This is a genomic window from Streptomyces sp. NPDC007971, from assembly GCF_042958635.1.
Lineage (GTDB): Bacteria > Actinomycetota > Actinomycetes > Streptomycetales > Streptomycetaceae > Streptomyces.
On sequence record NZ_JBIBJK010000003.1, the window covers coordinates 149,425 to 174,143 of the forward strand.

General features: G+C 70.4%; 22 protein-coding genes and 1 pseudogene. 10 read left to right on the forward strand and 13 right to left on the reverse strand.

All coding sequences use genetic code 11. The features are described 5' to 3' along the window. Positions 1 to 219: 219 nt before the first annotated feature. From ACFZCP_RS07470 to ACFZCP_RS07480, 3 genes are all read right to left on the reverse strand, one after another. On the reverse strand, positions 220 to 879 hold the full coding sequence (locus ACFZCP_RS07470; protein WP_391424953.1) for an NAD(P)H-dependent oxidoreductase: 660 nt from the start codon (positions 877 to 879) through the stop codon (positions 220 to 222). A gap of 492 nt (positions 880 to 1,371) precedes the next feature. Then, positions 1,372 to 2,133, reverse strand: coding sequence for a PE-PPE domain-containing protein (locus tag ACFZCP_RS07475; RefSeq protein ID WP_391424955.1), 762 nt, complete (start codon positions 2,131 to 2,133; stop codon positions 1,372 to 1,374). 122 nt (positions 2,134 to 2,255) lie between these two features. Then, positions 2,256 to 4,781, reverse strand: a complete 2,526-nt coding sequence (locus tag ACFZCP_RS07480) for a helix-turn-helix domain-containing protein (protein WP_391424957.1) — start codon at positions 4,779 to 4,781, stop codon at positions 2,256 to 2,258. A gap of 126 nt (positions 4,782 to 4,907) precedes the next feature. On the opposite strand from ACFZCP_RS07480, the gene ACFZCP_RS07485 reads away from it, so the two are divergent. The 6 genes and pseudogenes from ACFZCP_RS07485 (at position 4,908) to ACFZCP_RS07510 (ending at position 10,208) form a co-directional block, all read left to right on the forward strand. Next, positions 4,908 to 6,014 (forward strand): BTAD domain-containing putative transcriptional regulator, encoded by a 1,107-nt coding sequence (locus ACFZCP_RS07485; RefSeq protein WP_391424959.1) that lies wholly within the window; start codon positions 4,908 to 4,910, stop codon positions 6,012 to 6,014. Continuing rightward, positions 6,011 to 6,709, forward strand: coding sequence for a DUF6585 family protein (locus tag ACFZCP_RS07490; protein WP_391424961.1), 699 nt, complete (start codon positions 6,011 to 6,013; stop codon positions 6,707 to 6,709). Before ACFZCP_RS07485 ends, ACFZCP_RS07490 begins: the two co-directional genes overlap by 4 nt. 184 nt (positions 6,710 to 6,893) lie before the next feature. Beyond that, positions 6,894 to 8,051, forward strand: a complete 1,158-nt coding sequence (locus ACFZCP_RS07495) for a DUF4185 domain-containing protein (protein WP_391424963.1) — start codon at positions 6,894 to 6,896, stop codon at positions 8,049 to 8,051. A 319-nt stretch (positions 8,052 to 8,370) separates the two neighbouring features. Further along, complete coding sequence (locus ACFZCP_RS07500) at positions 8,371 to 8,931, forward strand: hypothetical protein (RefSeq protein ID WP_391424965.1); 561 nt, start codon at positions 8,371 to 8,373, stop codon at positions 8,929 to 8,931. Positions 8,932 to 9,256: 325 nt separating this feature from the next. Next, positions 9,257 to 9,523 (forward strand): annotated as a pseudogene (locus ACFZCP_RS07505) (nucleotidyltransferase family protein); the annotation flags it as partial. Positions 9,524 to 9,923: 400 nt separating this feature from the next. After that, complete coding sequence (locus ACFZCP_RS07510; RefSeq protein ID WP_391424967.1) at positions 9,924 to 10,208, forward strand: hypothetical protein; 285 nt, start codon at positions 9,924 to 9,926, stop codon at positions 10,206 to 10,208. A gap of 321 nt (positions 10,209 to 10,529) precedes the next feature. Here ACFZCP_RS07510 and ACFZCP_RS07515 read toward each other — a convergent pair whose 3' ends face one another. From ACFZCP_RS07515 to ACFZCP_RS07545, 7 genes are all read right to left on the reverse strand, one after another. Further along, positions 10,530 to 11,234 carry a VC0807 family protein gene (locus tag ACFZCP_RS07515; protein WP_391424969.1) on the reverse strand — a complete coding sequence of 235 codons (705 nt, stop codon included), beginning with the start codon at positions 11,232 to 11,234 and terminating at the stop codon, positions 10,530 to 10,532. Between the two features lie 363 nt (positions 11,235 to 11,597). Further along, the gene (locus ACFZCP_RS07520) at positions 11,598 to 12,056 is read right to left on the reverse strand and encodes a lasso peptide biosynthesis B2 protein (protein WP_391424971.1); all 459 of its coding nucleotides are present in this window, start codon (positions 12,054 to 12,056) and stop codon (positions 11,598 to 11,600) included. Next, entirely contained in the window at positions 12,053 to 12,310 is a 258-nt protein-coding gene (locus ACFZCP_RS07525; RefSeq protein WP_391424973.1) for a lasso peptide biosynthesis PqqD family chaperone, read from the reverse strand. Before ACFZCP_RS07525 ends, ACFZCP_RS07520 begins: the two co-directional genes overlap by 4 nt. Positions 12,311 to 12,496: 186 nt before the next feature. Further along, positions 12,497 to 14,329, reverse strand: a complete 1,833-nt coding sequence (locus tag ACFZCP_RS07530) for an asparagine synthase-related protein (RefSeq protein ID WP_391424975.1) — start codon at positions 14,327 to 14,329, stop codon at positions 12,497 to 12,499. Beyond that, positions 14,317 to 14,439 (reverse strand): lasso RiPP family leader peptide-containing protein, encoded by a 123-nt coding sequence (locus ACFZCP_RS07535; RefSeq protein WP_362683808.1) that lies wholly within the window; start codon positions 14,437 to 14,439, stop codon positions 14,317 to 14,319. Before ACFZCP_RS07535 ends, ACFZCP_RS07530 begins: the two co-directional genes overlap by 13 nt. Before the next feature lie 385 nt (positions 14,440 to 14,824). Next, positions 14,825 to 15,718 carry a tyrosine-protein phosphatase gene (locus ACFZCP_RS07540; protein WP_391424977.1) on the reverse strand — a complete coding sequence of 298 codons (894 nt, stop codon included), beginning with the start codon at positions 15,716 to 15,718 and terminating at the stop codon, positions 14,825 to 14,827. 210 nt (positions 15,719 to 15,928) lie between these two features. Beyond that, positions 15,929 to 16,813, reverse strand: a complete 885-nt coding sequence (locus ACFZCP_RS07545) for a hypothetical protein (RefSeq protein WP_391424979.1) — start codon at positions 16,811 to 16,813, stop codon at positions 15,929 to 15,931. Positions 16,814 to 17,014: 201 nt separating this feature from the next. On the opposite strand from ACFZCP_RS07545, the gene ACFZCP_RS07550 reads away from it, so the two are divergent. Further along, positions 17,015 to 18,265 (forward strand): MFS transporter, encoded by a 1,251-nt coding sequence (locus ACFZCP_RS07550; RefSeq protein WP_391424981.1) that lies wholly within the window; start codon positions 17,015 to 17,017, stop codon positions 18,263 to 18,265. Positions 18,266 to 18,466: 201 nt separating this feature from the next. Here ACFZCP_RS07550 and ACFZCP_RS07555 read toward each other — a convergent pair whose 3' ends face one another. Continuing rightward, positions 18,467 to 18,706, reverse strand: a complete 240-nt coding sequence (locus ACFZCP_RS07555; RefSeq protein WP_391424983.1) for a hypothetical protein — start codon at positions 18,704 to 18,706, stop codon at positions 18,467 to 18,469. A 292-nt stretch (positions 18,707 to 18,998) separates the two neighbouring features. Here ACFZCP_RS07555 and denD point away from each other — a divergent pair, with 292 nt between their 5' ends. After that, entirely contained in the window at positions 18,999 to 19,994 is a 996-nt protein-coding gene (gene denD, locus ACFZCP_RS07560) for a D-erythronate dehydrogenase (RefSeq protein ID WP_391424985.1), read from the forward strand. Positions 19,995 to 20,430: 436 nt separating this feature from the next. After that, positions 20,431 to 21,492 (forward strand): sulfotransferase, encoded by a 1,062-nt coding sequence (locus tag ACFZCP_RS07565; protein ID WP_391424987.1) that lies wholly within the window; start codon positions 20,431 to 20,433, stop codon positions 21,490 to 21,492. 192 nt (positions 21,493 to 21,684) lie between these two features. Here the strand turns inward: ACFZCP_RS07565 and ACFZCP_RS07570 are convergent, their stop codons facing one another. After that, positions 21,685 to 21,954, reverse strand: a complete 270-nt coding sequence (locus ACFZCP_RS07570; RefSeq protein ID WP_362683787.1) for a DUF3761 domain-containing protein — start codon at positions 21,952 to 21,954, stop codon at positions 21,685 to 21,687. Between the two features lie 386 nt (positions 21,955 to 22,340). Here ACFZCP_RS07570 and ACFZCP_RS07575 point away from each other — a divergent pair, with 386 nt between their 5' ends. Beyond that, positions 22,341 to 22,790, forward strand: coding sequence for a hypothetical protein (locus ACFZCP_RS07575; protein WP_391424990.1), 450 nt, complete (start codon positions 22,341 to 22,343; stop codon positions 22,788 to 22,790). A 205-nt stretch (positions 22,791 to 22,995) separates the two neighbouring features. On the opposite strand, the gene ACFZCP_RS07580 is transcribed toward ACFZCP_RS07575, so the two are convergent. Continuing rightward, positions 22,996 to 24,585 carry a multicopper oxidase domain-containing protein gene (locus tag ACFZCP_RS07580; RefSeq protein WP_391424992.1) on the reverse strand — a complete coding sequence of 530 codons (1,590 nt, stop codon included), beginning with the start codon at positions 24,583 to 24,585 and terminating at the stop codon, positions 22,996 to 22,998. Between the last annotated feature and the right edge of the window lie 134 nt (positions 24,586 to 24,719).

A 24,719-nucleotide genomic window follows, 5' to 3' on the forward strand; every position in this document is an offset into this window, starting at 1 on the left:
CCGCCGCGGTGTCAGTGCGATCGGGACACCGGTGGCACGAAAGCGATGGAGCAGTCGGGTGACGACAGCGATGGAGCAGTCGGGTGACGACAGCGATGGAGCGGTCGGGTGACGACAGCGATGGAGCGGTCGGGTGACGACAGCCACGGGCTGACTCGCGCGCCGATGCTCTACCTGGCGCTGCTCGCCCGTTGCCTTCGTCGGAGCTGCTCGCCGGGGCTATTTCTCGGCTCGCTGCGTGATGGCTGCTTCGGTGCGGTCCCCGAGGAACTCGTACCAGCGGCGTTCCAGGCAGACGTAGCGCACGTCCGCTTCGACGAGACTGAGGAATGCCGACACGGTGTCGGCGAGGCGCTGCTGCAGCCCTGGATCGGACAGTGTTCCGTCGTCGGCGAAGGCCTGGTAGCTGTTGGCCACGCTGAACATGTCCGGGTAGACACGGGTGCCCAGGTGCTCCAGGGGGACCCTCAGGGCCCACAGCCCGCGGTTGCCGCCGACCAGGGACGGCGAGGCGGAGACGAGCATTGCGTGTTTGGTCTTGAACGGCTGCGGGCGGACGCGGGAGACCCAGTCGATCGCGTTCTTCAGCACTCCGGGCACGGAGGCGTTGTACTCCGGGGAGGAGATGACGAAGGCGTCGCTCGCTTCGAGTCGCTCGCGCAGGGCGAGCGCGCCGTCGGGCAGCCCCTGAGCGGTCTCCATGTCGCCGTCGTACGAGGGCATGTCGAAGTCGCGCATGGCGGCGAGGTCGACGGTGGCACCGGTGTCGGAGATGAGCCGGGCCACGAGGGAGGCGAGGCGGGCGTTGGCCGAATCGGCCCGCAGTGCCGCGCCGAAGACCAGGACGCGCAGCGGGCCGGGAGGCGTGTCCGTGGGCATGGGTCTGTCCTTTCGTCGTGGGCACGCGCCCTGGGCGGGGCGCCCCACCGTTCAGTGTGGTTCGCAGAGGGCTGCCGTGCGACCGGGCCACGTCCACGTCGCCCAGAACGGCACTGCCCGCGGCAGGCGACAACGGACCGTGACCGGCGCCGCAGCCGCTGCGTGGGCAGATCCGTCCTGATCGGGTCGGGACGCCACGCGCCCCGGGGACCGGCCATGACATCCCCGGGGCCCTGATCATGGGGTCGCGCCTTCGACGACGGCGCGACCTCGGCGTCACGCGCGAGCCGTCTGAGCCGTCCGCCGCTTCCCCGCCGCCTGTCTTCCGCGCCTTCGCCACCCGGCCCGGGCCCCTGAAGGGCAGGCCGGGCGAGTGCGGGGATCAGATCTTCATGCAGTTCCAGGCCGACCGCTTGGCGCAGCGACACCGTAGCGGCACGGCAAAGCCCAGGTCAGAGAGTGTTCTGACCTGGGCATCTCATGCGGCAGGGGTCAGGAGTCGTACCAGAAGACGCCGTTCTCGCCGTCGTGGGCGATGGTCTGGGTCATCACGTTTCCGTCCTGCGCATAGCGCCGGTGCGTGTCGGTGAGGAAGAAGTTGTAGGCGGACACGGGAGTCGTGGCGTCGCAGGCCATGTCCTTGTGGATGCAGTAGCGCGCGACGGGGATGCCGGAGAAGTCCTTCGGGCCGGCTCCGGCGGAGGTGAAACCGAGGGCGCCCAGGCCCTTGGGGACCTTGGCCCACAGACCGGTGTCGGGCTGCTTCGGGTCGGCGTACAGCTTGCCCTCGACCTGCTCCTTCGGGATGTCCGTGCCACCGCCGGCGATCGTTTCGAGCAGCTGGTCGGCGGCCTGTGCCCCCTGGGAGTAGCCGACGATCGTGAAGCGTGCGCCCGGGTCCTTGTGATACGTGTCCTCGGCGGTGGCCAGCAGGTTCTGATAGCCCTGGCCGACGCTGCTGTCGTAGCTCGGCGCGGTCAGGTCGGGCGCGTTGTGGCCGTTGAGCCAGGGGCCGGCGCTGGCGGGATAGCAGACCGGAACGGCGATGCCGCCGTCCAGGTGCTGGTTCGCGTAGTAATAGGTGTTGGTGCAGGTCGGCGCGTCTGCGTTGGAGCCGGTGCCGCCGAGCTCGATGTAGTAGTGGTGGACGGGATCGGCCTGGGCGATTGCGGGAGCTACGGCCGTGGCGGCCGTGATCGCCGCGGCCAGGGCGACGGCCTTGGCGCAGCGCGTGAGCCTGTTGCTGATCGGCATGGGTGTTCCCCCGGATTCCTGTCGGGTCGGTGGTGACGGAATGCCCGTCGGGTCGGTGGTGCCGGAATTCCTACTGGTCGGTGGTGACGGACAGGACGGCGCCGGAGGCCGGCGGAGCAGACTCACGCCTTGGGCCCGACGCGCTTTCCGGACGCTAGGGAGGAACGATGAAATAGCCGTGAAACCCGGGTCCGGTGCATACCGGCGAGGTGATGCTGCAGGCGGGCGTGGCGGAACTGGTAGACCGCACCGGCCTGGCGCAGTACGCCGCGCTGGTAGGCGTCCTCCAGAAAGGCCATGACGGCCCAGGGCAGCCGCCCGGTCAACGGCAGCCAGATCCTGGTGAGTACGGCCCACTGGCCCCAGGCGGTCAGGGTGAGGGTGTAGCCGAGGGAGCCGCCGAGGCCGCTGATGATGCCGAGGACGAGTCCGGATGTGGTGTTCCAGGTCAGGGGCCCCAGGAGTCCCTGCAGGTGATCGACCGCCGTTCCGGCACCGACCCCGACGACGGTCCCGAAGGCGGGCGCCCAGACGAGCAGTTGGGTGGTGACGGTGCGCCGGTTGGTGGTCAGCAGACTGCGCGGGTTGACCGCGGAGCTGATGTCGAGGGGGGTTTCGAGCAGCCCGAGGAGACAGAAGGTGATCCCGGCGCCGCCGCCGAAGACAAGGCCGAAGAGGATCCCGTCGATGAGCGCGATGTGCAGTGCCGTCGACACCGAGGTGTGCCAGACGTATGACCTGACCAGGCCGACCACGCCTCCGTACGCGAAGCCGAAGAACGCCCCGCCCAGTGTGCCGATCACCAGTCGGGGGCCGGCGCTCCACTGGAGGGACGCCGGCCTGCCGCGGATGCGCAGCCGCACGGCGGACGGCGTCACGGGCAGGCCCTTGACCGTGAAGGTGAGCCAGTGCGCGAGCCCGAACATGACTCCCGCCAGGAGTCCGACGGCCGTCGCGTCCACGAGCGAGCCTGCGAGCGTGCCGGTGAAGGCCACGCCGACGGCGCAGTCGACGACACCGATGACCAGTCCCGTCACGAGGATGGTGACCAGGGTGCGGGTGGAGCGACGCAGACTGCTGCCCAGCCGCCACCATGCCAGGTCGGGGGTTTCGAGACGGCTGAGGTGGTGGGCGAGGTGACCGAGCCAGCGGCGGGCGCGCTCGGGCGCGATGCCGGGATGCGGAGCGGTGCCCTGGGACCGGGGGAGCCGGCGGCGGTAGACGGTCGGGATGAAGTTGTCCAGGAGATGGTCCTCCAGCTCCTCGGGGCTGGTGAACCGTTCGGTGTCCAGGAGCGAGGCCGGGTCGTGTTCGGGGGTGTCGCTGTAGATGGTGCGGGCCAGCGCGACCATGAGGGGCGTGGCCAGGACCGCGGCGAGCGGGGACGCGGGCCCGAGTGGTGACCGCTCGCGCAGCGCGGTCAGTACGGGGTCCCAGGCGTTCGTGGCCGGGTCCGCACGGCCGGCCTTGCGGGTGGTGCGAGGCAGGTAGTCGGCCAGGTCGTCGAGGGTGAGGTCGGTGAGTTCGATCGCGGCGGCCGAGGTCAGTACGTCGGTCTCGGCGACCGCGTCGGCGTATTCGGCGGGGCGGCTGGTGAGAACGAGGGGGAGCGTGGTGGCGTTGATGGCCTCCAGCGCGGGGCGGCGCAGGCCGGCGGCGATCTCGTCGAAGCCGTCGAGGACGGGGAGGATGCGGCCGGACTCGACCAGCTGGGAGGCCTGGCTCTCCCCGCCCGGGACGCGCGCGGCGTAGCCCGGGTGATCGCGCGTCAGCTGAGCGGTCAGCCAGTCGCGCAGGGTGATGGTGGTGGGATTCCACGCGCCGATACTGAAGATCACCGGAACCGGTTCCGTGGGCTTGCGTGTGGCCAGGTGGTCCAGGACGAAGCGCAGGGCCAGGATGGTCTTTCCCGAGCCGGATCTGCCGAGGACCACCAGACGCCCGGACGGGATGCGCCGGTACACGCCGGTGATCTCGTCCAGCCGGCCGTTCAGGTCGAGGGGATGGGCCGTGGCCTTCGGGGGAAGCCGGAGGATGTTGGACCAGTGGTCGGTCAGGGCATCGGGAGCCGTCCGCCAGCGGACCGGCAGCGGAAACGGATCCTGGACCTGCCGCTGCTCTTCCTCGCGCTGCCAGCGGGAGGCCACCAGCCTGGCCAGCTGCTCGGCCGCGGGATCGCCGGCGGGGTCGTCAGCCGGCCCGTACTGCTCCCGAACGGGTGATACGGAATCGGACGCCGAGCGGATGGGCGTTGGCCGTGTGGACGCTGACCGTGTGGACGCTGATGGAGAGGACGGCTCCGGCCCGGACGCCGACGGATCGGACGGCGCTGTCCCGGACGCCGACGGATCGGACGGTGGCGGCCCGGACCTCGACGGATCGGGCAGTGCCGGCCCGGGCGCCGACGGACCGGGGGGTAACGGATCGAGGAGGCCGGCGGCGACCAGCAACTCCTCGCGTTCCTCGGGCCGCAGTGCCAGACCGCCGGCGAGCTGCTCCACCGTGCTCATGCGGGGGTTGGAGCGCTTGCCGGTCTCCAGGCCGCGGATGGTGCTCACACTCACCCCGGAACGCCGCTCCAGCTCCTCCTGGGTCAGCCCCGCCCGGTCTCGCAGCCGTCGCAGGACCGCGCCGAACCCACTGGCCACAAGTCACGGCCCTTCCCTCAGAGATGTCGAGTTTTCGCAGGTGAGGGACTCTATCGTGGCTACCGGTCACATATGACCGGTTCAATGGCCTGTCCACGTTTCCTCCACCCGAGCAACCGTCGGGTCATGCCTTCGACGACCGCATTCCAGGGACACCCCGGTGCCGCCACATCCGCCGCGCTCACCGTACTCACCGCTCACGAACGCGACGTGCTCTACGCGTTGGGCTGCGGCCTCGCCGACTCCGAGATCGCCGACACCCTCGCGCTGCCCGAACACGTGGTCGCCGGGCATCTGCGGCGCGTCCTGACCAAGCTGGGGCTGCGAGATCGGGCCGCCGCCATCGTGCACGCCTTCGACTGCGGGCTGGTCGTGCCGGGCCAGGGCCCGCGCCGGCCGAGGGCGGGCGCGGCCTCGCTGCTCAGCGCCCGGCAACGCACCGGCCGCGCCTGCGACCCATGGCTGCGGATCTCCGTGCTGGGCCCGGTGCGTGCCTGGCGTGCCGGGCGGTCCGTGGACATCGGCCCGGTACGGCAGCAGGCCGTGCTGGCGGCGCTGGCGCTCAGCCCGGAACGCTCGGTGAGCAGGCAGGAACTGCTGGACGCCGTATGGGGAATGGAGTCGCCGGGCGGAAATGTCGTACCGGTCTACGTCTACAGGCTGCGCAAGAACCTGCGTCTCGGGGAGTGCCCCGACTCGGTGATCCGGTACGACCGTTACGGCTATCGGCTGGTCCGCGGTGTGGTCGAGGTGGACGTGGCGCGCGTGGAGGACCTCGTCACCGCGGCCGGTGCGGCCGAGCGGGCCGGGGAGCTGCCCGAGGCGGTGCGGCTGTGTGCCCGGGCGCTGGATCTGTTCCGGGGCGAGCCGCTCGCCGGACTGCCGGGGCCACTGGCCGAGTTGGAGCGGCTGCGGCTCGTCGAACGCCGGGTCTCCCTCGTGCAGCGCAAGGCCACCTGGCAGTTGAGGCTCGGACGCGTCGCCGAGACGATCGCCGAACTGTCCGCCCTGGCGCGGGAGCAGCCGCTGAACGAACCGGTCGCCGCACTGCTGATGCGCGCGCTGGAGCGCGGCGGCCGGCGGGCCGAGGCGCTGTCCGTCTTCGAGCGTGCCCGACGGCGGCTCGCCGACGACCTGGGGGTGGCGCCGGGTGAACTGCTGCGCCGGGCACGGTGGGAGATCCTGCGTGAGGGCGCCGCGGGATCCGGTCACGGTCGGGCGGAGGTGGCGTGACCTGGAGAATGCCCCAGGACCGCGAGGAGGAGCTGCTGCTGGCGAGGGTCTCCGAAGCCGCCGGCCGGGCACGGCTGGGCAGGCGACGCGCCACCCATCGGGCGCCTGCCACGGTGACGGGCATCCGGCGCCGGCGGCGTCGCGGTGGCGGGAGGAACGCGAGCGCGGGGGACCGGCTGGACTGCTACGAGCACGGGGTGACAGCGGCCGTGGACGGGCGGATCCACGTCGTCCGCTTCGACACCACCGTGGTGCGTCGGCGCAGAGTCCTGTTCGCCCGGGGCTTCACCCGAGCCTGCGTGCTCACCGATGTCGACGGCGAGCGGATCGTGCTGCGCGACGGCCACTTCGCTCACCCGGAGGTGTGGGTGCCCGAGATCCGGCGCGCGGTCACACAGGCCCAGGTGCCGCGGGCCCTGGCCGCTCTGGCCCGAGGGGAACGGCTCGACTTCGGCAGAGTCTGGATCACCGGGGACGGGATCGGATCCGGACGGGTGTCGTTGCGGTGGCCGCAGGTCGAGCGGGTCGAGATCCGCACGGGTACCGTCGCCGTCCGTGTCGCCGGGCGGTGGCACGTCTGGGGATCCATAGCCTCCGGGATCCCCAACTCCTTCGTCGTCCACGCGCTCGCGGAGCATCTGACCGGCCTGCCACCGAAGGGCGCCGGACCGAACGCTCCACAGGGCCACGACTGACACAGGACGCCTCGTTTCACGACGATTTCATCGGCAGCTCCTAGCGTCCGGCAGCACCGGAACACCGAGCGCATCCGGAAGCACCTACCGCCGTCAAAGGCACGGACAGCTCCCAGAAGCGCGGCCGCGTCCGGGAACAAGATCAACATGGGGAAACGCCGACCACATCCGGAGGATCAACCGCATGTCCGTCCCTTCTCGCCTTCCGCGTCCCTCCGGCCCGAGCCGCCGCTCCGTTCTCAGGACGGGCGTGGGCCTCGGCGTCACCCTCGCCGGAGCGGGTCTGCTCGGTGCCGCACCCGCGGCGGCCGCCGGGCAGAACGGCACCCCGCTGTGTGACCGGCCCGATGACTCGGCGAGCCGCCAGGGCCTGGGCTCCGGCGACCTCGGCATCCCGTACTATCGTGAACACGACGGGAGTTGGGGCTACGTTTTCGGCGACTCGTGGACGGGAATGCAGCAGGGCGGCGACTACATGGGCTCCCCGGTGATGCTGAACCAGGACCGCTTCGACGCGTCCGGCGCCGCACCGGTCTCGTTCACCTGGGCGATGCCGACCGGGGGCCAGGCCCGCCAACTGTTCGACTACCGGACGCGGGCGGACAACGGCCACGGCTACGAGGTGAGCCGCATCCCCAACGACTGCATCGAGTTCGGCGGCCGCACGTACATCCAGTACACCTCCGTGGCCACCTGGGAGCCGCCGGCCGGCTATGACGGCTCGCTGATGTCGGGTGTCGCGTACTCCGACGACTACGGGGTGACCTGGAACGACTATGACTACCACTGGCCCGGCGACACCCAGGGCACGAACCAGTCCCTGTACGGCATGTGGTCCTTCGCGGGCATCGACCCCGACGGCTGGCTCTACATCTTCTCCAAGCGCTGGAACGGCACCCACAGGAACACCGCCGACGGGGGAGCCGTCCAGCTGTTCCGGATCCAGCCGGGCGACTTCCGCGACGGCAACTTCGGCGCCCAGCAGAACTGGGCCTATCTCGACGGCTCCTGGCAGTGGACCACCGCGGCGCCGCCGTCGCTGATCCTGACCGGGCACAACACCGGCGAGTTCTCCGTCAAGCGGATCGGCGGCACCTACTGCATGAGCTACTTCGACGTCGACATGGGCGCGATCTTCACTCGCACCGCTCCCCGTCCCGACGCCGCGTGGAGCCTGCCCGTTCCCCAGATCACCGCCCTCACGGTGCCCAACCTCTACGGCGGCTACATCCACCCCGGCAGCGCGAGCGCGAACTCACTGACCCTGATCGTGTCGCAGTGGAACGGCGTCGTCGGCCAAGCACCTTACTGGGTACGGCAATTCGACGGAATCAAAGCGTGAACCGGTCCTGAGGGGATCCTGTGACGGTCGGCCCGATGCCGCCTGCGGCTGATCGCCGCTGAGTACACCCTGTGACCGGCGCGGGACCAGGTGTGTCGGTGTGGGCAGGGAGTGGGGCGGTGCCGGTGACACCGGAGGCCGGATACAGGGTCGGGGGCAGGTACCGGCTGCAGGAGCCCATCGGGCAGGGCGGGATGGGCGTCGTCTGGCAGGCTCGGGACGAACTGCTGGAGCGGAGGGCTCAGGAGCACCTGAGTCAGGGCGTGCAGGGGGGCCTCGCAGGAGACGCTCCGGCTGCGCCGCACGCCAACTGGCCCCCATGTACGGGAAGTTGAACCGCTGCGACGCCTTGGTGCAGAACTCCGGCGGGGACGAGACCGCCGACGCCGAGGTCGACTTCAGCAGCGATCTGCAGGAGTTCGACAGCGGCGTACCCGTCAGGAGGGTCGGCAACGTCGAGGTCGCGTCCCTGAAGCGCGACGGGGACGAGTGCCTGCGCTTCATCACCACCTCGGACAGCAAGCAGATCGTGGTCAACGGCAAGCGGGAGGACGCCGGTGGGCCCGACCCCTGCGCCCTGTCGGACGCCGCCGTCGACCACGCGGTCACGGTTCTGGACCAGGGGCCGGTGCCCCGGCGCTCGGCGGCCTGGCCCGCCGACTCCCTGGGCCGGCTGGATGCCTGCACCCTCCTTGGCCCGAAGGCGCTCAAGCGGGTGCCCGGCCTTCGCCCGGAGCCGACGGATCGCGGTTTCGCGAACTGGACCTGTTCCTGGGCGAGCCGCGACGGCGAACACGCCTATGCACAGCTGCAGTTCACACAGGACAACGACCTGTCGGACAACGGACGGCCGGCGCGGATCGCCGGAACGACGAGCTAGATCTCCCCCAAGGAGGAGGGGGACGACAGCTGCGTCGTCTACGCGCCGCACCGCACGTTCACGGACCCGGTCGGCGACCGGACCATCGGGCTGTTCCGGCTGACGGTGCGGCAACAGGGACGGGCGGAACTCCGAGGTGTGCGACGGCGCCAAGGCGCTCGCGGCTGCCGCCGTCGAGAAGATCGCGACGAGGCAGCCGGGAAAGTGAGCCCGCCCGCCCGGAAAACACCCCGAGCGAACAGCAATCCCGTGCGGACAGCAGGCCTGGTCGCACCATGGGCTGGCCGGGCAGTGAGCCTGGCCGGACAGTGAGCCTGGCCAAGCTCCCTACGCCTCCACCGAGGAGGCCATCGACAGCTTCGCGGCCACCACGTGCTGCCTGGGCGTGCGCCTGGAGCCCGGCGGGGCATGGCGCGTCTACGCGCCCCACGGCCTCTCCGACGTCTTCAGTCTGGTGGTGCGGCCCAATCCTGTGCTCGCCCCGCGTGAGGTGTACGAGACCAAGACGGCACGATGGCGACGACAGTGCCCCGAACTGACCGTTCTGGATTGGCCTTCAGCGCCCACCGAATCCGCCCGCTCCTCGTCCTGACCGAGTGGAGCCGACACAGGCACACGACCCAGCGCGCGAGTCCCCACAGCAGCGGTTCCGGCGACGACTACGACGTGTCGGCGGCGGGCGTCGCGCGCCATCGCGCGGGCTGCCGGTGAACGGCCCGTCCACGGCCGTCCCCGCGCGCCGGCGTCATGGCCCGGGTCCCGAGCGGCTTGGGTGAGTCGCCGCAGCCGCCCCACGACGGCGGTTCCTGAAGGGGGCTCCGACCGCATTTCCAAGAAGCCCCGCTCTCGATCGCGGCCACGGCAGATGCCCGGCTCGGATCTACCATGCGCCTATCCGAGTGCCTTCCGGACGTTCCGCGAGCGAGAGACACGTGGTCCGGGGTATGTCGTTTTCGCGCCAGGTGACCTTGGGATCCATGAGGAGACGAGCCATGTACGCAGTAGTGCGGCGGTACGAAGGGGTGACGGACCCTGCCGAGGCGGGACGCCGGGTGGACGAGGGGTTCGTGACTCTCCTGCGCCAAGTCCCCGGCTTCGTTGCCTACTACTGGGTCGATGCCGGGGGCGGAGTGATGGTCTCCATGAGCGTCTTCGAAGACCAGGCCGGGGCCGACGAGTCGGTCAAGAGGGCGGCGGACTTCGTACGGGACCACCTCGAGTCACTTCTCCCCAACCCCCCTCAGGTCGCGGCCGGCCAGGTTGTGGCTGCTGGGTAGCGGCTTCCGGGGCGGCGCTGGTTCCCAGACACCCCCGTGCCAACAGAGCGGGACGGTACCTGAGGTACCAAGTCGACGCCGGGGGAGAGGTAGTGGGCGGTGGCGTAGCCGTTGCGTGTCAGCTCTCGCTCCGCGACGCAGTGTCCCCTCCCTGCAGGTGAGACGGGTACGGTGACCGGCTCAATGGCAGTGGCGGCGCGCGAGCGGGGGCGCAGCGGGTTTGGGTTTCGCCGTTGCAAGGATCTGCCCCGGCAGGGCGGCAGCGCAACACGGAGAGCCTTCGACCGAGAGCCTTGTCTGGGGCCGCCTGCCGCTTCCCGCTCAAGGGCTTGGTGGCGCTCTCCTTGCTGCTGTGGGTATGCCGAACAGCGGGAGACCGTGGCGAGTGCGGAAGCGGCGGGAGTAGACGGCGGTGACCACGGCCGCCAGGGCGAGCAGTGCGACGGACTGGGCGCGAGCGAGCAAGGGCACCGTGTCGGTGGGCAGCGTGAGGGCGGCCAGCGCGCCGAGTCCGCCGTCGAGCAGCTGCTCGGCACCCCAGAGGACAGTGAGAACGCGCAGGCCTCGGCGGAATTCGGCGGAGTCCTGCCACGCCTTGCTCCGCGCCCGGGCAGCCGTGCCCCGGTGCAGACGCTGGCCCAGCTGGAGGACGAGCGGTCTGTGGGTGAATGCGGTGCTGAGGACCCAGCCGCCGACCACGAGGGACAACACCGCGTCCTTGCACAGCAGCACCTGGGTGCCGCCGCCCAACAGGGAGACCAGTGCGGCGCTGGCCAATAGGACTGTGAAGAACAGGTCCACGCCATCGATCCGGTGCTGCCGTACCGCGCCGGCCAGCAGGCGAAGAGCAGGTGGTGCGCCGCTCAGCAGCAGTGCGGGGGCCTGGCCGGCACCCAGGGCGCGGGCCGCGTAGTAGACGGCGAGCGGGAGAAGGATGTCGGCGGCGAGCGAGAGCAGCGGTCCACGGACCGTCCCGGTCGGTTTCTCGGCCGTAGCCGAGGGTGGTGCGCAGGCCATGTCCTTCATCGCTCTCACTCCTCTCCCTGATGTGATGCCGAGCCCGGGCGGCGCGGTCGTGGCGGCGCCAGGCTGCCTGAGCTGCGGCAGGGCGCTGCCGGCCGGTGGGAAAACGCTATGCGAGGGGTCGGGGTCGGCGGATCGGAGCAGGGGTGGAGTGCCGGGTGGAAAAGGGGTGGAAGGGCGGGCCTCGATCTCCACCGGTTCACCGCACCCGTGGGTGGAGTCGAAATGAGGCCTTTCGGGCGCTCACGCGGCAGCCGGCCTCCGGCATCGGCAGCCGGGCGTTCGCCTTCGGGCATGGGGCTTCGACAGGATCCGTCACAAGGCAGGCCACACCGTCCCAGTGCGACAGCTCCGCATCGCGCAACCCTATGCCTGATGCCTGACTTCGCTGGTCTCGTCGTTGACCCCGTCGGTCGGTGGTCCGACTGCCAGCATCAGGTGGTAGTAGCCGGGAGCGTGTGGCTCGCCGACGGGAAGGCCCTCGACCTCCACCCAGGCGTGGGCGCGAAACGGCTGGGTTCGCACGCCCACACACCAGACGGGCCATGCGGAGCGCGTCCGGCACATCAGAGCGGTGGCCACGGAACGCTGGAGGCAGTTCTGGCCTGCGCAGCGGGTGCTCACGGCGACAACGGCTTGCCGGGCGGCGAGGGCCTGCGCGGGGGTGGCCGGAGAGGCACCTCGGCGTACGACGCACAGGAGGCGCCGCAGCCGTCCGGCGGGCAGCGCTGCCAGAGGGCGGGCCACGGCCACCGCGAGACGGGCGGCGAGACGGTCTCGCAGCGGCACGTGAACCTTCGCCGACAGAGTGAGGGGCGCGCTCATGACGCGACCAGGCGAGCCGCGCTCAGGGCGGTGATCAGGGCGGTGACATCACGGGTCGCCTGGTCGGGCGCCACCGGCTCGGCGTCGGCGAGTTGTCGGGCGGCCTGCTCTGCGCCGGCTCCTCCCAGGAGCGCTCGTAGTACGAGGACGCCGTTGGCGTTCAGCAGCCAATAGCGGTTGGCGCGTTCATCGAGGAGGACCATGCCGTCGCCGGTCGTGGCTGCATGGACGTGGGGGCTCAACGCGAACGTCATGGCGACTCCCGGGGCGTACGGGCGCTAGCGGTGGTAGGGGGCAGGGGCGGAAGTAGTGGCAGGGGTGATTGGTGGGGCGGGGGCGATTGGGGCAGAAGTGGCATCAGCGGGTGGTGTCAGAAGTGGCATGGGCGGGTGGTGTCAGAAGTGGCATGAGCGCATGGGCGGGTGGCGTCAGGAGCGGCATCAAGGGGTGGCGTCGGGCAGGTTCTGGAGCCAGCCTTCGCACGCGAGGGTGGATTCCAGGGGGATGAGAGTGCGGGCGGTGGCGTGCGGTGCGAGCAGCGCGGCCCGCAGGGCTTGCGGCTTGATGAGGCCGAGGCGTGACAGCTCGGCAGACTCGAACAGGTCGAGCAGCGTGGTGCGTTGGTCGTGCAGCCCGCGATAGACGTCATCGCCGTAACCGCCCTTGGTGGTGCGCAGCAGGAGGAGGTCGGGGACGACGCCGTGCATCGCGGCGGCCAGAGGCGGCTTGTAGCGCCGAGCCGTGCCCCGGTCCTCCAGCCGGATTGCCAGGGCCGCTTCCACCACTCGGCGGTCCAGGAAGGGCACTTCCAGAGGAACGCCGGCCATGGACATCAGCCGGTCAGCCTGCCGGGCGGCCCTGCCGCACACTCTCACGTGGTGCAGGGCCTCGTGCTGGGCCCGGAGCACATGCAGCGGAGCGACATCGTCGGCCGCAGCCTCCGTCAGCAACTCCCGTACGGCGTGGACCGCTTGATCGCTGGCCCAGGGAGGCATCCGCGGGGGAGCGCCCCACTGAAGCTGCGGTGCGGACGTCACCGGGGACGGGTTGACCAGTGAACGGGCTGTGGCGGCCAGCCAAGTCGCGTAGTCGGCCGAGTCGGCCAGCGCCCGGAGCGCCCGGGAGACGGGCCAGCGGCTCAGCGCCCGTCGGGCACGCAGGGCGCCGACGGACGCCCAGGGGCGGGTGCGGACCAGGGTGTGCAGATGGGAGGGGGCCGCCAGAAACAACTCGTCGCCTCCGTGGCCGGACAGATGAAGCCGCGAACCGCGAGAGGCCATCCGGTGCGCGGTGTGCGCCGCACGTGCCTGTGAACGGATCCATCGGTACGGCTCGTCGCCCGCGGACAGGAGGGGAGGCAGAGCGAACATCGGCGGGATCTGCTCGGGCGCCTCGACTGTGTGTTCCGCCTCCTGCAGAGCAGCCGCGGCCAAGGCCCCGAACCGTGCGTCGTCGTTGCCCGGATCACGCGTGCCCTGACGATAGGTGATGAGCCGGGCCGGGCCACGTGCGGCCAGGAAGCAGATGCTGCTGGAGTCCATGCCCCCGGACAGGTCCGCGCTCACCACACCGCCGGCCGCGGTGCGCGCCGCCACGGCCTCCGCCAGTGCTTGTCGCACACCAGCCACGCCCAGCTTCAGGGGCAGGAGCGGATCCGGCGGACGCCACCACTGCACCGGCCGTGCCGTGCCGTCCGTGTTGAGGACCAGGAAGCTGTCCGCGGGCACCAAGTGCACACCGCGCCATGGGCAACGGGTGTCGAGCGGGTGCGGGGGCGGCAGCACCAGCAACCTCGCTGCGAGAAGCCGCTCGTCCAGAGCTGCTCCCGACAGCCTGGCGAGCACATCGGCGCGGCAGGCCGCAACCGTTGTCCCTTCGATCTGCGTGTGGAAGACCTGGCGGACGGCGGATACGGTGCCCTGCACCCGCACTCGGCCGCCGAGCGAGGCGGCCATGTGGAAGCAACCGGGCAGCACATCCAGCACCGCGTCCAGGTCCTTCAGATCACGCGTGTGCGCCAACGCTGCCGACAGACGCCCGGCGCCCGCCGAGCACCGGCCGAGTACCACCACGCACAGAGGACCGGCCGAGATCACGGTGAGCTCCTCAGGCGCCCAACGGCCAAGCAGGAAAGGCGAGCCGGACGGGTGGGACACCACGGACAGCCGGTCCGGGAAGTGCTGCCGCAGCCTCGTGGCGGCGGCAGCACCGGCCGGACCATCAGGAACGACGGCGAACCAGCTGCCGCCGACGCCGACGGTCAGATCCCCCACCAGAAGTCCGGCTCCCAGTTGGTGCCGGCCCAGCCCAGAGTCTCCTCGGTGAAGTCGCCGACTTCCTCCAGGGCCGGTGGGACGTAGACCTTCTGCTCTTTCTCCTCCATGCCACTCCCATCCCTACGAAGAGGACAAGAACACGCGGTTCTTCGCGTTTTCTCATGGTTAGCCCATTCGTGTGCGGTTACCAGAAGCCTTCTGGTATGCCACCCGAACGGCGGAGCGTGCGGAGACGGTGCGCCCGCGTGCGCGGCCGAGACCGGTCCAAGAGAAACTGGCAGGCGCGAGGAGGGACTTGAGCAGGTCCGAGGAGGAATTTGGGCAGGTCCGAGGAGCAACGGGGCAGGTCCGGAGAGCGATCGGGCCGGTCCACTGCTGCCGGTCCTGGTGATCCACGCGGTACGGGCGGCGTTCGCTGCCCTCGACGCGCAGGGTCAACCGTCACCGTCCTCCCGCGGGGTCAGGAGCCGGCCGGAGGCTTTCAGGGTGTGGTCAGCCCACGGTGTGGGCCCGCAGTCGTGCCAGGGTGAGCGCGTCGAGTCCGAGACCGTCGGTGAGGAAGCCGCCGAAGCTGCCGTAGTCCTGTACGGCCTGGTCGCGGAAGGCGGAGAGGTAGTCGGTGCGCACCTCTTGGAGGGGGATCAGCAGGTCCGGATTCTGCATGTAGCCAGTTGCCTTGAGCTGATCGCGCAGAGCCTTGTCGGACGCGGCCCGCAGTTCGCTGGAGAGCAGGTAGTCCTGCTCGGAGACCGCCGCCGGTACACCGACGGCGCGCAGGACGATGTCCGCGAGGACACCGGTGCGGTCCTTGCCCGCCGAGCAGTGGAACAGCACGGGCCCGGTCGAGTTGGCGATGTCCCTGACGGCGGCTCCGAGTGCGGCGCGGTTGGCGGCGGAGGTGACGAAGCCGCGGTAGAGGGTGCGCATGCGCTCCTCGGCCTTGCCGTCGCCGAGTGTGGCCTGTTGGTAGGCGGGGTCTTTGGATCCGACGACCTGGCGCATCAGGAAGTACAGGCCGGTGTCGTCCAGGGGATGCGGTGTCGCGGCGACTCCGGTAGGCAGTCTGTCGGTGCCGTCGTACTGGATCTCCGTGGGGGTGCGCAGATCGATGACCCTGCTGAGCCCCAGCCTGCCAACGGCGGTGACGCCGTCCGGCGGCAGCGCGGACAGGGCCTCGGACCGGTACAGCACTCCCGACCGGGTGGTCTTGCCGTCGTAGGTGCGGTAGCCGCCGGTGTCACGGGCGTTGACGGTACCTGCGACTGCCAGCACACGCTGGTGGGAGGCGGTGAAGGTGCCGTGGGTGTACGTCAGTCGTCCGTGGGTCGCTGTCGCTGTCGCGGCGTGCGCGGCGGCAGGTGTCAAGGGGACGGCGAGGGCTGTCATGAGGGCCAACGATCTGGTGGCACGTGTCATCGGTCGCATGCTGGAAGTCCCTTCTCTCGGCGGGAGGCGGGACGCTAGCGGGTGGATCTAGGAATCTGAAGACGGACATCGAGGAACGTCGGCACGGCCCGTCGGCACCAGGCGCCCGGCCGGTGGGGTGCCGAGAGGCAACCTGCCTGAGCAGAGCTGAACACTGGTGGACCGGACTGACTAATGCGTGATGCGTGGTGCGCGGTCGCGCAGGACCAGCAGGGTCCAGCCGCGCCCGGCTGGATCGAGGGGCCTGGTCGCGGTGGTGAACAGTTCGGCGGCCCGGCGGTAGGAAAGCCGTCCTCGGCCGGTCACCGGGCAGCGGTCGGCCGCCGGTGTGGTGGCGGGGGCCCGTCGGCCGGTGACGAACACCGGCCCCGCGGTGCGCCCGGCCAGCAGCATGGGCAGCAGGCGTGCCGTGCCCGATCCCCAGCTCAGCGGCGCTGCCGCGCTCGCCCTGGTGCGTCGACCGGGGAGGTCGAGGTGGCCGATGTCGAGAGCGAGTACCCGCTCGACGGGGGCTCCCGACTCATGGAGGAAGTGCCACAGGGCCAACTCCCTGAGCGGGGCCCGCAGAGCGAGGGCGGCGCGGGCCAGATCCGGGTCGGCCACAGGCGCACCCGTGGCCGTGGAAACTCCCGAAGGGGTCGGTGCCGGTCCACGACATGGTGTCGGCAGTGCCAGACCGGCGGCCGGATCCTCGGTGATCCAGCCTCGGGACCGCCACCATGCGGTCGCGGCTCGAAGGCAGGCCAGTTCGCGGGCCAGCGTGCGTGGTTCGGCAGCGGCGGCGCGGTCGGAGAGTCCGCGTCGGAGGCGTTCCGGGGCGTGCGGGTCGTCGAGTTGGGCCAGTGGAACCACGGGCGGCCGGGCGCCCCTGCGCTCGCGACCGGTCGGGACCTGACGGTCGACCAGAGGCCAGGCCCACCCGTGCAGCGAGATTCGGTAGATGCGACGAGAGGAGCTGCCGAGGCCGGCCGCCGCGAGGTACGGGTCGACTGCGGCGCTGTATTCCACCGGTGCTGTGCGAAGCGTGCCGGCGCCGTCGGTCTGCTGATGACTCATAGTGGCCACATCCGCAGTAAATAAGGTCTCTTGATTCGACTTCCTTCTCCTCCAACGAAGCCTACCAGCAGGCATGTTGCAGTAAATGGAGCGCATTTACTGCGGTCGATGCTCGCGAAGTGAAAATACTTGGGCAGGGTGCGTCCTTCTTTCCGGGAAAAGGTTGTGGGAAATGGATAGGCGGCGGAATATTGCTGGGCCATGACGCTTCGCACAAGCTCTTCCCCGGTGGCGGGATCCCGGACGGTCGCGCGCCGCCTGCACGTGCTGCGGCACTCCCGGTTCCGCCGCTTCCTCGTCGGCCAGAGCACATCGCTGCTCGGCTCCGGGATGAACACGATCGGCACCACGTTCGTCGTGCTGCGGATGCCCGGGGGCGGGGTCGACGCCGTCGGCGTGGTGATGGCGGCACGGATCCTGGCGATCCTGGTCGTGCTGCTGCTCGGCGGCGTGTTCGCCGATCGGCTCGGGGCCCGGTCCGTGATGCTGACAGCGGATCTGCTCCGTACGGCCGCTCAGGGCGTCCTGGCCGTTCTGCTGTTCACCGAAGGGGCGAGGATCTGGGAAGTGGTGGCGCTGGCGGTGGTTCTGGGAATCGGCGAGGGCGGGTTCAGCCCGGGGCTGACGGCCCTTGTGCCCGGCCTGGTTCCGGCGGAGGACCTCACGGACGCCAACTCGCTGCTGCAGATCGCCCAGGCAATCGCCTCGGTGGTCGGTCCCGGCCTGGCCGGAGTACTCATCGCTGTTTCTGACGCGGACACAGTGATCGCGGCCGACGCGGTCAGCTACGGCGTGAGCGTCCTGGCCCTGGCGGGGCTGCCGCTGTCGCGGTCGGCCGTGCCGCGCCGGGGGTTGTTCACCGACCTGGGACGCGGCTGGAAGGAGTTCACCTCGCGCACATGGCTGTGGGTGACGACCCTCCATGTGGGCCTGTTCAACTTCGTCCTGTGGGCACCGTTCCTGGTGCTGGGACCGACTCTGGCCCAGCAGCGGCTCGGCGGCGCGAGGGCCTGGGGCCTTGTCCTGGCCGTGTACGGCATCGGCTCGATCGTCGGGGGCCTGGCGATGCTCGGCAGGAACCCCCGCCGGGCACTCGCCTGGTCCATGGGTGCGTCCGTGGGCTGGGCGATACCGGCGGCCGCACTGGCTGCGCGGTTGCCGCAGGCCTGGGTGGCCGCGGCGGCACTTCCCGCGGGGGCCGGGGCGGCTGTGTGCAACACCCTCTTCACGACCGTCACCCAGCGGGAGATCCCCGCCGAGGTCCGCGGACGCATCAGCGCGTTCGACAGTCTGGGAGCCTTCGCCCTGGGGCCGCTCGGGCTGGCACTGGCAGGGCCCGTATCGGGTGTCCTGGGGGCGGAACGGCTGCTGGGATTCGGCGTGGTGTGGCAGGTGACCGCTGTCGGGGTGGTACTGGCGCTCCCTTCCGTGCGGAGGCACGGCGCACCATGACGGCCGAGACGCCCGCCCGCTCCCGTGTCCGCGGCGCCGGCACGAGTGTCCGGGACGCTCTCGCGCCTGACCGGGATGCCCTCACCCGTGTCCGGCACACCCGTGCCTGTGTCCGGCACACCCGTGCCTGTGTCCGGCACACCCACGCCCGTGTCCGCGACGCCGGTGCCCCGAGGCGCTTCCGGCCGGCATCGCGGGTGGTCACTGCGCGGGATCCTCCTCGGTGTGCCGGACGGCCTGCTTCACCGACTGCTCCAGCTCGCACCGGCCGATGCCTGTCTCCGCGGAGTGCGAGTCGATTGCGGCCCGCACCGCTTCCGACGCGGTACGCCAGCGGCGCCACTGTGCCTCGTACTCCTCCCCGGTGAGTCCCGCCAGGCGGGCGCGCTCCTGCTCCGCTACACGTTCCAGTGCGACCAGGTTTTCGGGGACGTCTGCCACGGGCACGGATCCTAGGCGGCCGACTCTGCTTGCCGACCGTCCGACGTACCGCCCGATCGGGTGGCGTCGGATTCGCCGCGCGGTGAGGCCGGAGTCGTCGTAGGCCCCAGGGCCGCTCCTGCTGCTGTCACACGGGCGGCGAGTGGCGGCGAGCGGCGGACAGAGTCAGAGAGGCGCAGCGAGACGCAGCCGGAGGTGGATCCGGCTGGTGGGTGTTTGCCGGACATGTCGGCCTGGGTAGGTCGGGGCCTCTGACTCGCCCCGGCCGGGCACGGACGTGAGGAGACAACCCTTGAGGATCGTCATCACCGGCGCGTTCGGCTTCCTGGGACGCCGGCTGACCGGCACGTTGCTGCGGGCCCGGACATTCGACGGCGCACCTATCGAACGGCTGGTGCTCGTCGACCGCGTCGTGCAGCCCGGCTCTCCGGCGGCGGCCGATCCGCTCGTGGAGATCGTGCACGGCGACCTGACCGATCACCTCGCCCGCCTGTTCGGCAGGCCGGTCGATGTGCTCTTCCATCTCGCCGCCGCGGTGTCGGCCGAGTGCGAGGCCGACTTCGACCTCGGCATGCGCGCCAATGTCGACACCACTCGCGCGCTGCTCGAGGCCGCGCGGGCCCAGACCACCGCCGGGGGACCGGCGCCGCGGGTGGTGTTCTCCAGCAGCCTTGCCGTCTACGGCTTTGACCCGGCGCCGCCCCTGCCGCCGGTGGTCAGCGAGTCGACGCTGCCCACGCCGCGGTCGAGCTACGGGACGCAGAAGCTCATCTGCGAGCACCTGATCGCGGACTACACCCGCCGCGGCTTTCTCGACGGGCGCGTCGCACGCCTGATGACCGTCGCGGTACGGCCGGGCCGGCCGAACGCGGCCGCCTCCGGCTTCCTTTCCGGCATCATTCGCGAGCCACTCGCCGGACTCCCCGCGACCTGCCCGGTACAGCCCGACCTGCGTGTGGCCCTGGCCTCGCCCCGGCGTACGGTCCAGGGACTCCTCCGTGTTGCGGAGGCCGGGCGCGGCTCCGGGCCCGGTCGGCTCGCAGGCAGGAATCCGGTCAACCTTCCCGCACTCACGGTCTCGGTCGCCGAGATGCTCGCCACGCTGCGGCAGGTGGCCGGCGAAGCCGTCGCCGACCTGGTGACCATCGCGCCCGACCCCGCCGTCGAGTCCATCGTGGCCTCGTGGCCCGCGGACCTCGACAACGGGCGTGCTGCCGCACTCGGCCTGGAGCCCGACCCGAGCTTCCTGTCGGTCGTGCGGGACTACCTCGCCGATCGCGCCCAGTGACGTTCGTGACGTCGGTGACTTCCGTGACGTCCAGGCCCTCGCCCGACCGCGCACTCTTCATGACTCGCCCGTACGTCCGCCCGTACGAGGCTGATCGACTTCCGGCCGGGAGGCGGGGAACCGAGCAACGGGGACCGACCCGTATGCGACGCCCTGTGGGCGTGGAGTACCGCGCAGGTTGGCCGCCGCTGTTCGCCGCCCCTGTTCGCCCGGCGACGGAGCTCGGCTCGGGCGCGTGGCTCGTCGGCGTGGTGCGACCAGCCCCGGCCGGCCCGGCAGGCTCCCGCGGGGACCGTGCATTCCGGCCGATTGCCGGGTGCGTTGCATACTCTGTGGAACTTGTGGCAGAGCCGTTGGAGGCTTCCCGGTCGCGGGAAGGCTGCGATGACCGGGGCTTGATCCCGGCGTGAGAGTCACGAAGCGGCGGAGGGCGAACATGCGCACCTTGACCTTTGTCATCGGCACGGGGCGTAGCGGCTCGACCGCGCTGTCACGCATCCTCAACGCCCACCCGGACGTACTGAGCCTCAACGAGTTCATGGCATCCGTCGGCGACGCCGCCTTCCCCGACGGGAAGGTGAGCGGTACGGAGTTCTGGCAGTCGCTCTTCCGGCCCGCCCCGCACTTCGAGCGGATGATCCGCAGCGGGCTGCCGTTGCCGGAATTCCTCTATACACGCCGTCCCGGGAGGTACGCGGCAAAGACCACCGGCATTCCCGCTCTCTCCCTGATGGTCCTGCCTCACCTCACCGACGACCCGGACGGGCTCCTCGACGAGCTGGGCGCGGCGGTCGTCCCATGGCCCGAGCGCACCGCCGCCGAGCACCACCAAGCGCTGTTCGGCCTGCTCTGCGCGCGGTTCGGACGTTCCGCCGTGGTGGAACGATCCGGATACTCGACGGGCTGGGCACCAGGGCTGCGAGCCGCGTTCCCGCATGCGAGGTTCGTGCACGTGTTCAGGGACGGACCGGACTGCGCCCTGTCCATGAGCCGTCATCCCGGCTACCGAACGATCTCCCTGCTGCGCGAGATCAAGGCACGAGCCGGCATCGACAGTTTCGCGGACCTGACCGACGATCATGTGCGCTCGCTGCCCGCGGACCTGTCGCCGCTCCTGGAGGAGCGCTTCGATCCCGCCCTGGTGCTCGACCGGGACATGCCGCTGCGGACGTTCGGCAGTCTGTGGTCGGACCTGGTCACCGACGGAACCGAGTTCCTCGGCCGACTGCCCGACGACCAGCGCACCACACTGGCCTACGAGGACTTCCTCGACCGTCCCGCCGAAGAGCTGACCCGCCTGGCCGAGTTCATCGGGGTCGACCCCCTCCCGCAGTGGCTGCGCACCTCAGCCGCACGGCTCGACCACAGCCCGCGTGGCTCCGCCCGGCGGCTGTCGGCCGCTGAATTCGACGAGCTGAGGGAGAGCTGCGCTCCGGGGACCCGCGTGTTGGAGGAACGGCAGGCGGGGGCCGGGGAAAAGGGTCGTGGACGGCCGTAGGGCTGACGAGATCAAGGTGATCAGATCAAAGTGGTCGGAGCAAGATGAGGAGATCAAGGCGATGAGAGCAAGGAGGAGTAGTCCGAGTTGCGTTCGCTGATGGCCTGTAGGGCCGTCGGCCGCGCACGTCGTCGTCGGCTCCGGCAGGCCGCCCCCTACCTCGGCCGGAGGAGGCGACCTGTGCTGTGCGGACTACTTGAACCAGTACCGGACGCCGTGGTGGTGCGAGCAGGTGCCCTGGGAGTGCCGTGAGTACGACAGAGACGCGTCCTTGCACTTGGCCGTCTCGTACTTGTCCTTCGGCCTCTGGTGGTGCGTCCATCCGCACAGGCCGGTCGTGTGGTGGGTGCAGTGGTGGGCCGTGTTGGTGGACGGCAGTGTCGCCGCCGAAGCGGTCGGTGCGCTGAAGAAGACACCGGCCAGGGCCACGGCGACTGCCGAGGCAGCAATACGTGCGCGCAAAGGAATCCCTCCCCCTTGAAGTGAGCAATTGCAGCGGGAGTTTATATCGCTTCAAGGATGAACGAAGCACGGAAGTACCTGGAATTTGAGGAACCTTCAGACATTGAGGGACAGCCTGGGTGTCAGGGGTGGTGTCAGCGGCGGGGCCCGAACGGCAGACATGATCCGGACGCTTCCGTTGTCGCTGCCGGGCACGCCCGTGGAAGTGCGACACGGCACGACTCGCGGCTCGGACGGCCGCAGGCCCGCCCGTGTCTTTGCCGTCAGCGGCTCACACCGATCAATGGCGCAGGAATCGCAGTACAACCCTGGAGCCGGGTGACGGGTCTCTGTCTCCGAGGAACCAATCCGGCCTTCCGGTACAACTTGGCCCAACAGGGGGAAACATGAGTTTCGTTCACCACCGCACGCGTGTCGCCGCGACCGCGGCCGGCACCCTCCTCATGGCGGCCGTCCTCGGTGCCGCCGGCGCCGGAGCGTCCAACGCCGACAGCGCGGCACCGAAGACAAAGCTGATCGCCTCGTCCGTCCTCGGGAGCGACTACAAGATCACGCTGACCGCGCTGCGGTCGACCGGGGACCAGCTCGCCGCCTCCGTACGGTTACAGGTCTACAAGCAGACCGAAGGAGTCTGGAAGGAGTCCGACCGGGTCACCGTGGGCGACGTCGACGGCTGGTTCTGGTACCCGCTGACGGGCAGCGGTGCCGTCTGCGAGTTCTCGACGGCCGGCACGGAGCCCGCTCCCCTCACCGTGAGCCTGCAGATCACGCCGTCGACCGGCTGCTCCGAGCCGGCGCACTACGTCGTGAAGCAGGGCAGGGTGTTCGCAGGCTGAGCCGCGAGGCATCCGCCCATGTCGGGCGAGGAATCGGTAGGACAGGCCGGCCTCGCGCGGTACGTCGACACAAGCGCACAGGGCGCAGGCGGTGTTGACCGAACTGGGTGTGTGCGGTGCGAACGCGGCCGGTCTCCTGGGCCCCGCGGCGACGAGCGGCCCCTCGTGCGAGGGGCCGCCGGTCAGTTGAGGTACCCGACACCGGTCACTTGAGGTATCCGAGGATGGTCATCATGCCGCTCTCCGAGTGGTACTGGTTGTGGCAGTGGAGCATCCACAGACCCGGGTTGTCGGCGTCGAAGTCGACGACGAGCTTGCGGTGGGGCAGCACGAGCGCGGTGTCCTTGCGGGCGCCGGAGGCGTCGAGGCCGGTCATCGCGAACGTGTGGCCGTGCAGGTGCAGGGGGTGCCACATGTCGGTGGCGTTGATGAGGGTGAGCCGTACCCGCTCACCGGCGCGCACCGGGTGGCGCCTGCGCGGGTCGTAGGGCTGGTGGTCGAAGCTCCAGTCGAACCTCTGCATGGTGCCGGAGAGCCTGATGCGCATTTCACGGTCGGGTTCCTGCTCGTCCAGCGCCACGGACTCGTCCGGCGAGAGGTTGTGCGCGGGCAGGACGCGTCCGTTCAGTTCGTCCGGGCGGACGCTTCCCAGGGGAATGGACCTGCCCCTGTCGGTGCGCAGCACGGCGAGGGCCTGGCCCCTCTTGCCCTCGGCGAGTGCGACGAGGGGGAAGACGCCGTCCTGGGCGGTGAAGACGACGTCGTACCGCTCGGCCATGCCGAGGAGAAGGGCGTCGGTGTCCGTGTGCTCCACGGGATAGCCGTCGGTGTGCGTGACGGTCATGGTGTGGTCGCCCAGCGCGACCCGGAAGGCCGTCTCGGAGCCCGCGTTGAGGATGCGCAGCCGGACGCGGTCGCCCGGGCGGCACCGGAACACCGGGGGGCTGCTCGGCAGTCGGCCGTTGGCCAGGTAGTACGGGTAGGCCACACTGCCCCCGGCGCTCTCCAGCAGGCGGCTGTGCGAGTTGCGCAGCACCCGGGAGGGACCGGATGGGAAGCTGCCCCTGCCGGGCCCCATGGCCATGCCGCCTCCCGGCATGGAGGTACGCATGCCGCGCGTGAGTTGGTCGAGCACGCGATCCGGGGTGGAGCCGTCCACACCGTCGACCCAGTCGTCCAGGACGACGACCCATTCCGTGTCGTAGGCGAGGGGTTCCCTGGGGTCGTCGACGATCAGGGGGGCGTACAGCGCACGGTCGGGCTGGAGTCCGACATGGGAGTGGAGGAGATACGTCCCCGGGTGGGAGACGGCGAAACGGTAGGTGAAGTCCGCTCCCGCGCGGGTGGCGTTCTGCGTCACGTCGGGGACGCCGTCCATGTCGTTGCGCAGTCGCACTCCGTGCGCGTGGACCGTGGTGGCGGCCGGCAGACGGTTGGCGAGAGTGAGACTCAGGACGTCACCGGCGGTGATGCGTACCAGCGGCCCGGGCAGCCTCTCGTTGTAGGCCCAGCTCCGTACGGTCCTCCCGCCCAGGTCCAGCGTGGACTCGGCGGCGGTGAACCCGAAGCTGCGCACCGGGCCGGAACCGCGTCTCCGCTCGGCGGCGAGAACCTCCGGACCCGACGGGTTCACATAGTTCCCGACCTCCGACGGGGCGAGACCGGCCTCGCCGAGCGTCGTCCCCGCCGGGCGGTGGTCCGGCCGAAGAGCGAAGTCGGTACGGAATGGCAGGAGCCCTACGCCGGCGGCAGCGAGCGGGGCACGGAGCAAGGTACGCCGCGAAGGTGTGTGCATGGCTGCAATAAGACACGTTTTAGGGCGATATAGGGGGGAAATACGGCATGCGCGCCGGGGATGTTGGCTATCGGTGCCCCAGTTGGCGGGTGGGGTCTGCGTCAGCAGGGGGCGATCGGCTCCACCTCCAGGAC

Excerpts from the sequence above, each read along its gene's own strand:
- ACFZCP_RS07495 (WP_391424963.1), top strand. The coding sequence starts at position 6,894 with ATGTCCGTCCCTTCTCGCCTTCCGCGTCCCTCCGGCCCGAGCCGCCGC.
- ACFZCP_RS07475 (WP_391424955.1), bottom strand. The coding sequence starts at position 2,133 with ATGCCGATCAGCAACAGGCTCACGCGCTGCGCCAAGGCCGTCGCCCTG.
- ACFZCP_RS07575 (WP_391424990.1), top strand. The coding sequence starts at position 22,341 with ATGAGTTTCGTTCACCACCGCACGCGTGTCGCCGCGACCGCGGCCGGC.
- ACFZCP_RS07520 (WP_391424971.1), bottom strand. The coding sequence starts at position 12,056 with ATGAGCGCGCCCCTCACTCTGTCGGCGAAGGTTCACGTGCCGCTGCGA.
- ACFZCP_RS07540 (WP_391424977.1), bottom strand. The coding sequence starts at position 15,718 with ATGACAGCCCTCGCCGTCCCCTTGACACCTGCCGCCGCGCACGCCGCG.
- ACFZCP_RS07485 (WP_391424959.1), top strand. The coding sequence starts at position 4,908 with ATGCCTTCGACGACCGCATTCCAGGGACACCCCGGTGCCGCCACATCC.
- ACFZCP_RS07565 (WP_391424987.1), top strand. The coding sequence starts at position 20,431 with ATGCGCACCTTGACCTTTGTCATCGGCACGGGGCGTAGCGGCTCGACC.
- ACFZCP_RS07545 (WP_391424979.1), bottom strand. The coding sequence starts at position 16,813 with ATGAGTCATCAGCAGACCGACGGCGCCGGCACGCTTCGCACAGCACCG.
- ACFZCP_RS07500 (WP_391424965.1), top strand. The coding sequence starts at position 8,371 with ATGTACGGGAAGTTGAACCGCTGCGACGCCTTGGTGCAGAACTCCGGC.
- ACFZCP_RS07515 (WP_391424969.1), bottom strand. The coding sequence starts at position 11,234 with ATGAAGGACATGGCCTGCGCACCACCCTCGGCTACGGCCGAGAAACCG.
- ACFZCP_RS07580 (WP_391424992.1), bottom strand. The coding sequence starts at position 24,585 with ATGCACACACCTTCGCGGCGTACCTTGCTCCGTGCCCCGCTCGCTGCC.
- ACFZCP_RS07535 (WP_362683808.1), bottom strand. The coding sequence starts at position 14,439 with ATGGAGGAGAAAGAGCAGAAGGTCTACGTCCCACCGGCCCTGGAGGAA.
- ACFZCP_RS07550 (WP_391424981.1), top strand. The coding sequence starts at position 17,015 with ATGACGCTTCGCACAAGCTCTTCCCCGGTGGCGGGATCCCGGACGGTC.
- ACFZCP_RS07510 (WP_391424967.1), top strand. The coding sequence starts at position 9,924 with ATGTACGCAGTAGTGCGGCGGTACGAAGGGGTGACGGACCCTGCCGAG.
- ACFZCP_RS07470 (WP_391424953.1), bottom strand. The coding sequence starts at position 879 with ATGCCCACGGACACGCCTCCCGGCCCGCTGCGCGTCCTGGTCTTCGGC.
- ACFZCP_RS07525 (WP_391424973.1), bottom strand. The coding sequence starts at position 12,310 with ATGACGTTCGCGTTGAGCCCCCACGTCCATGCAGCCACGACCGGCGAC.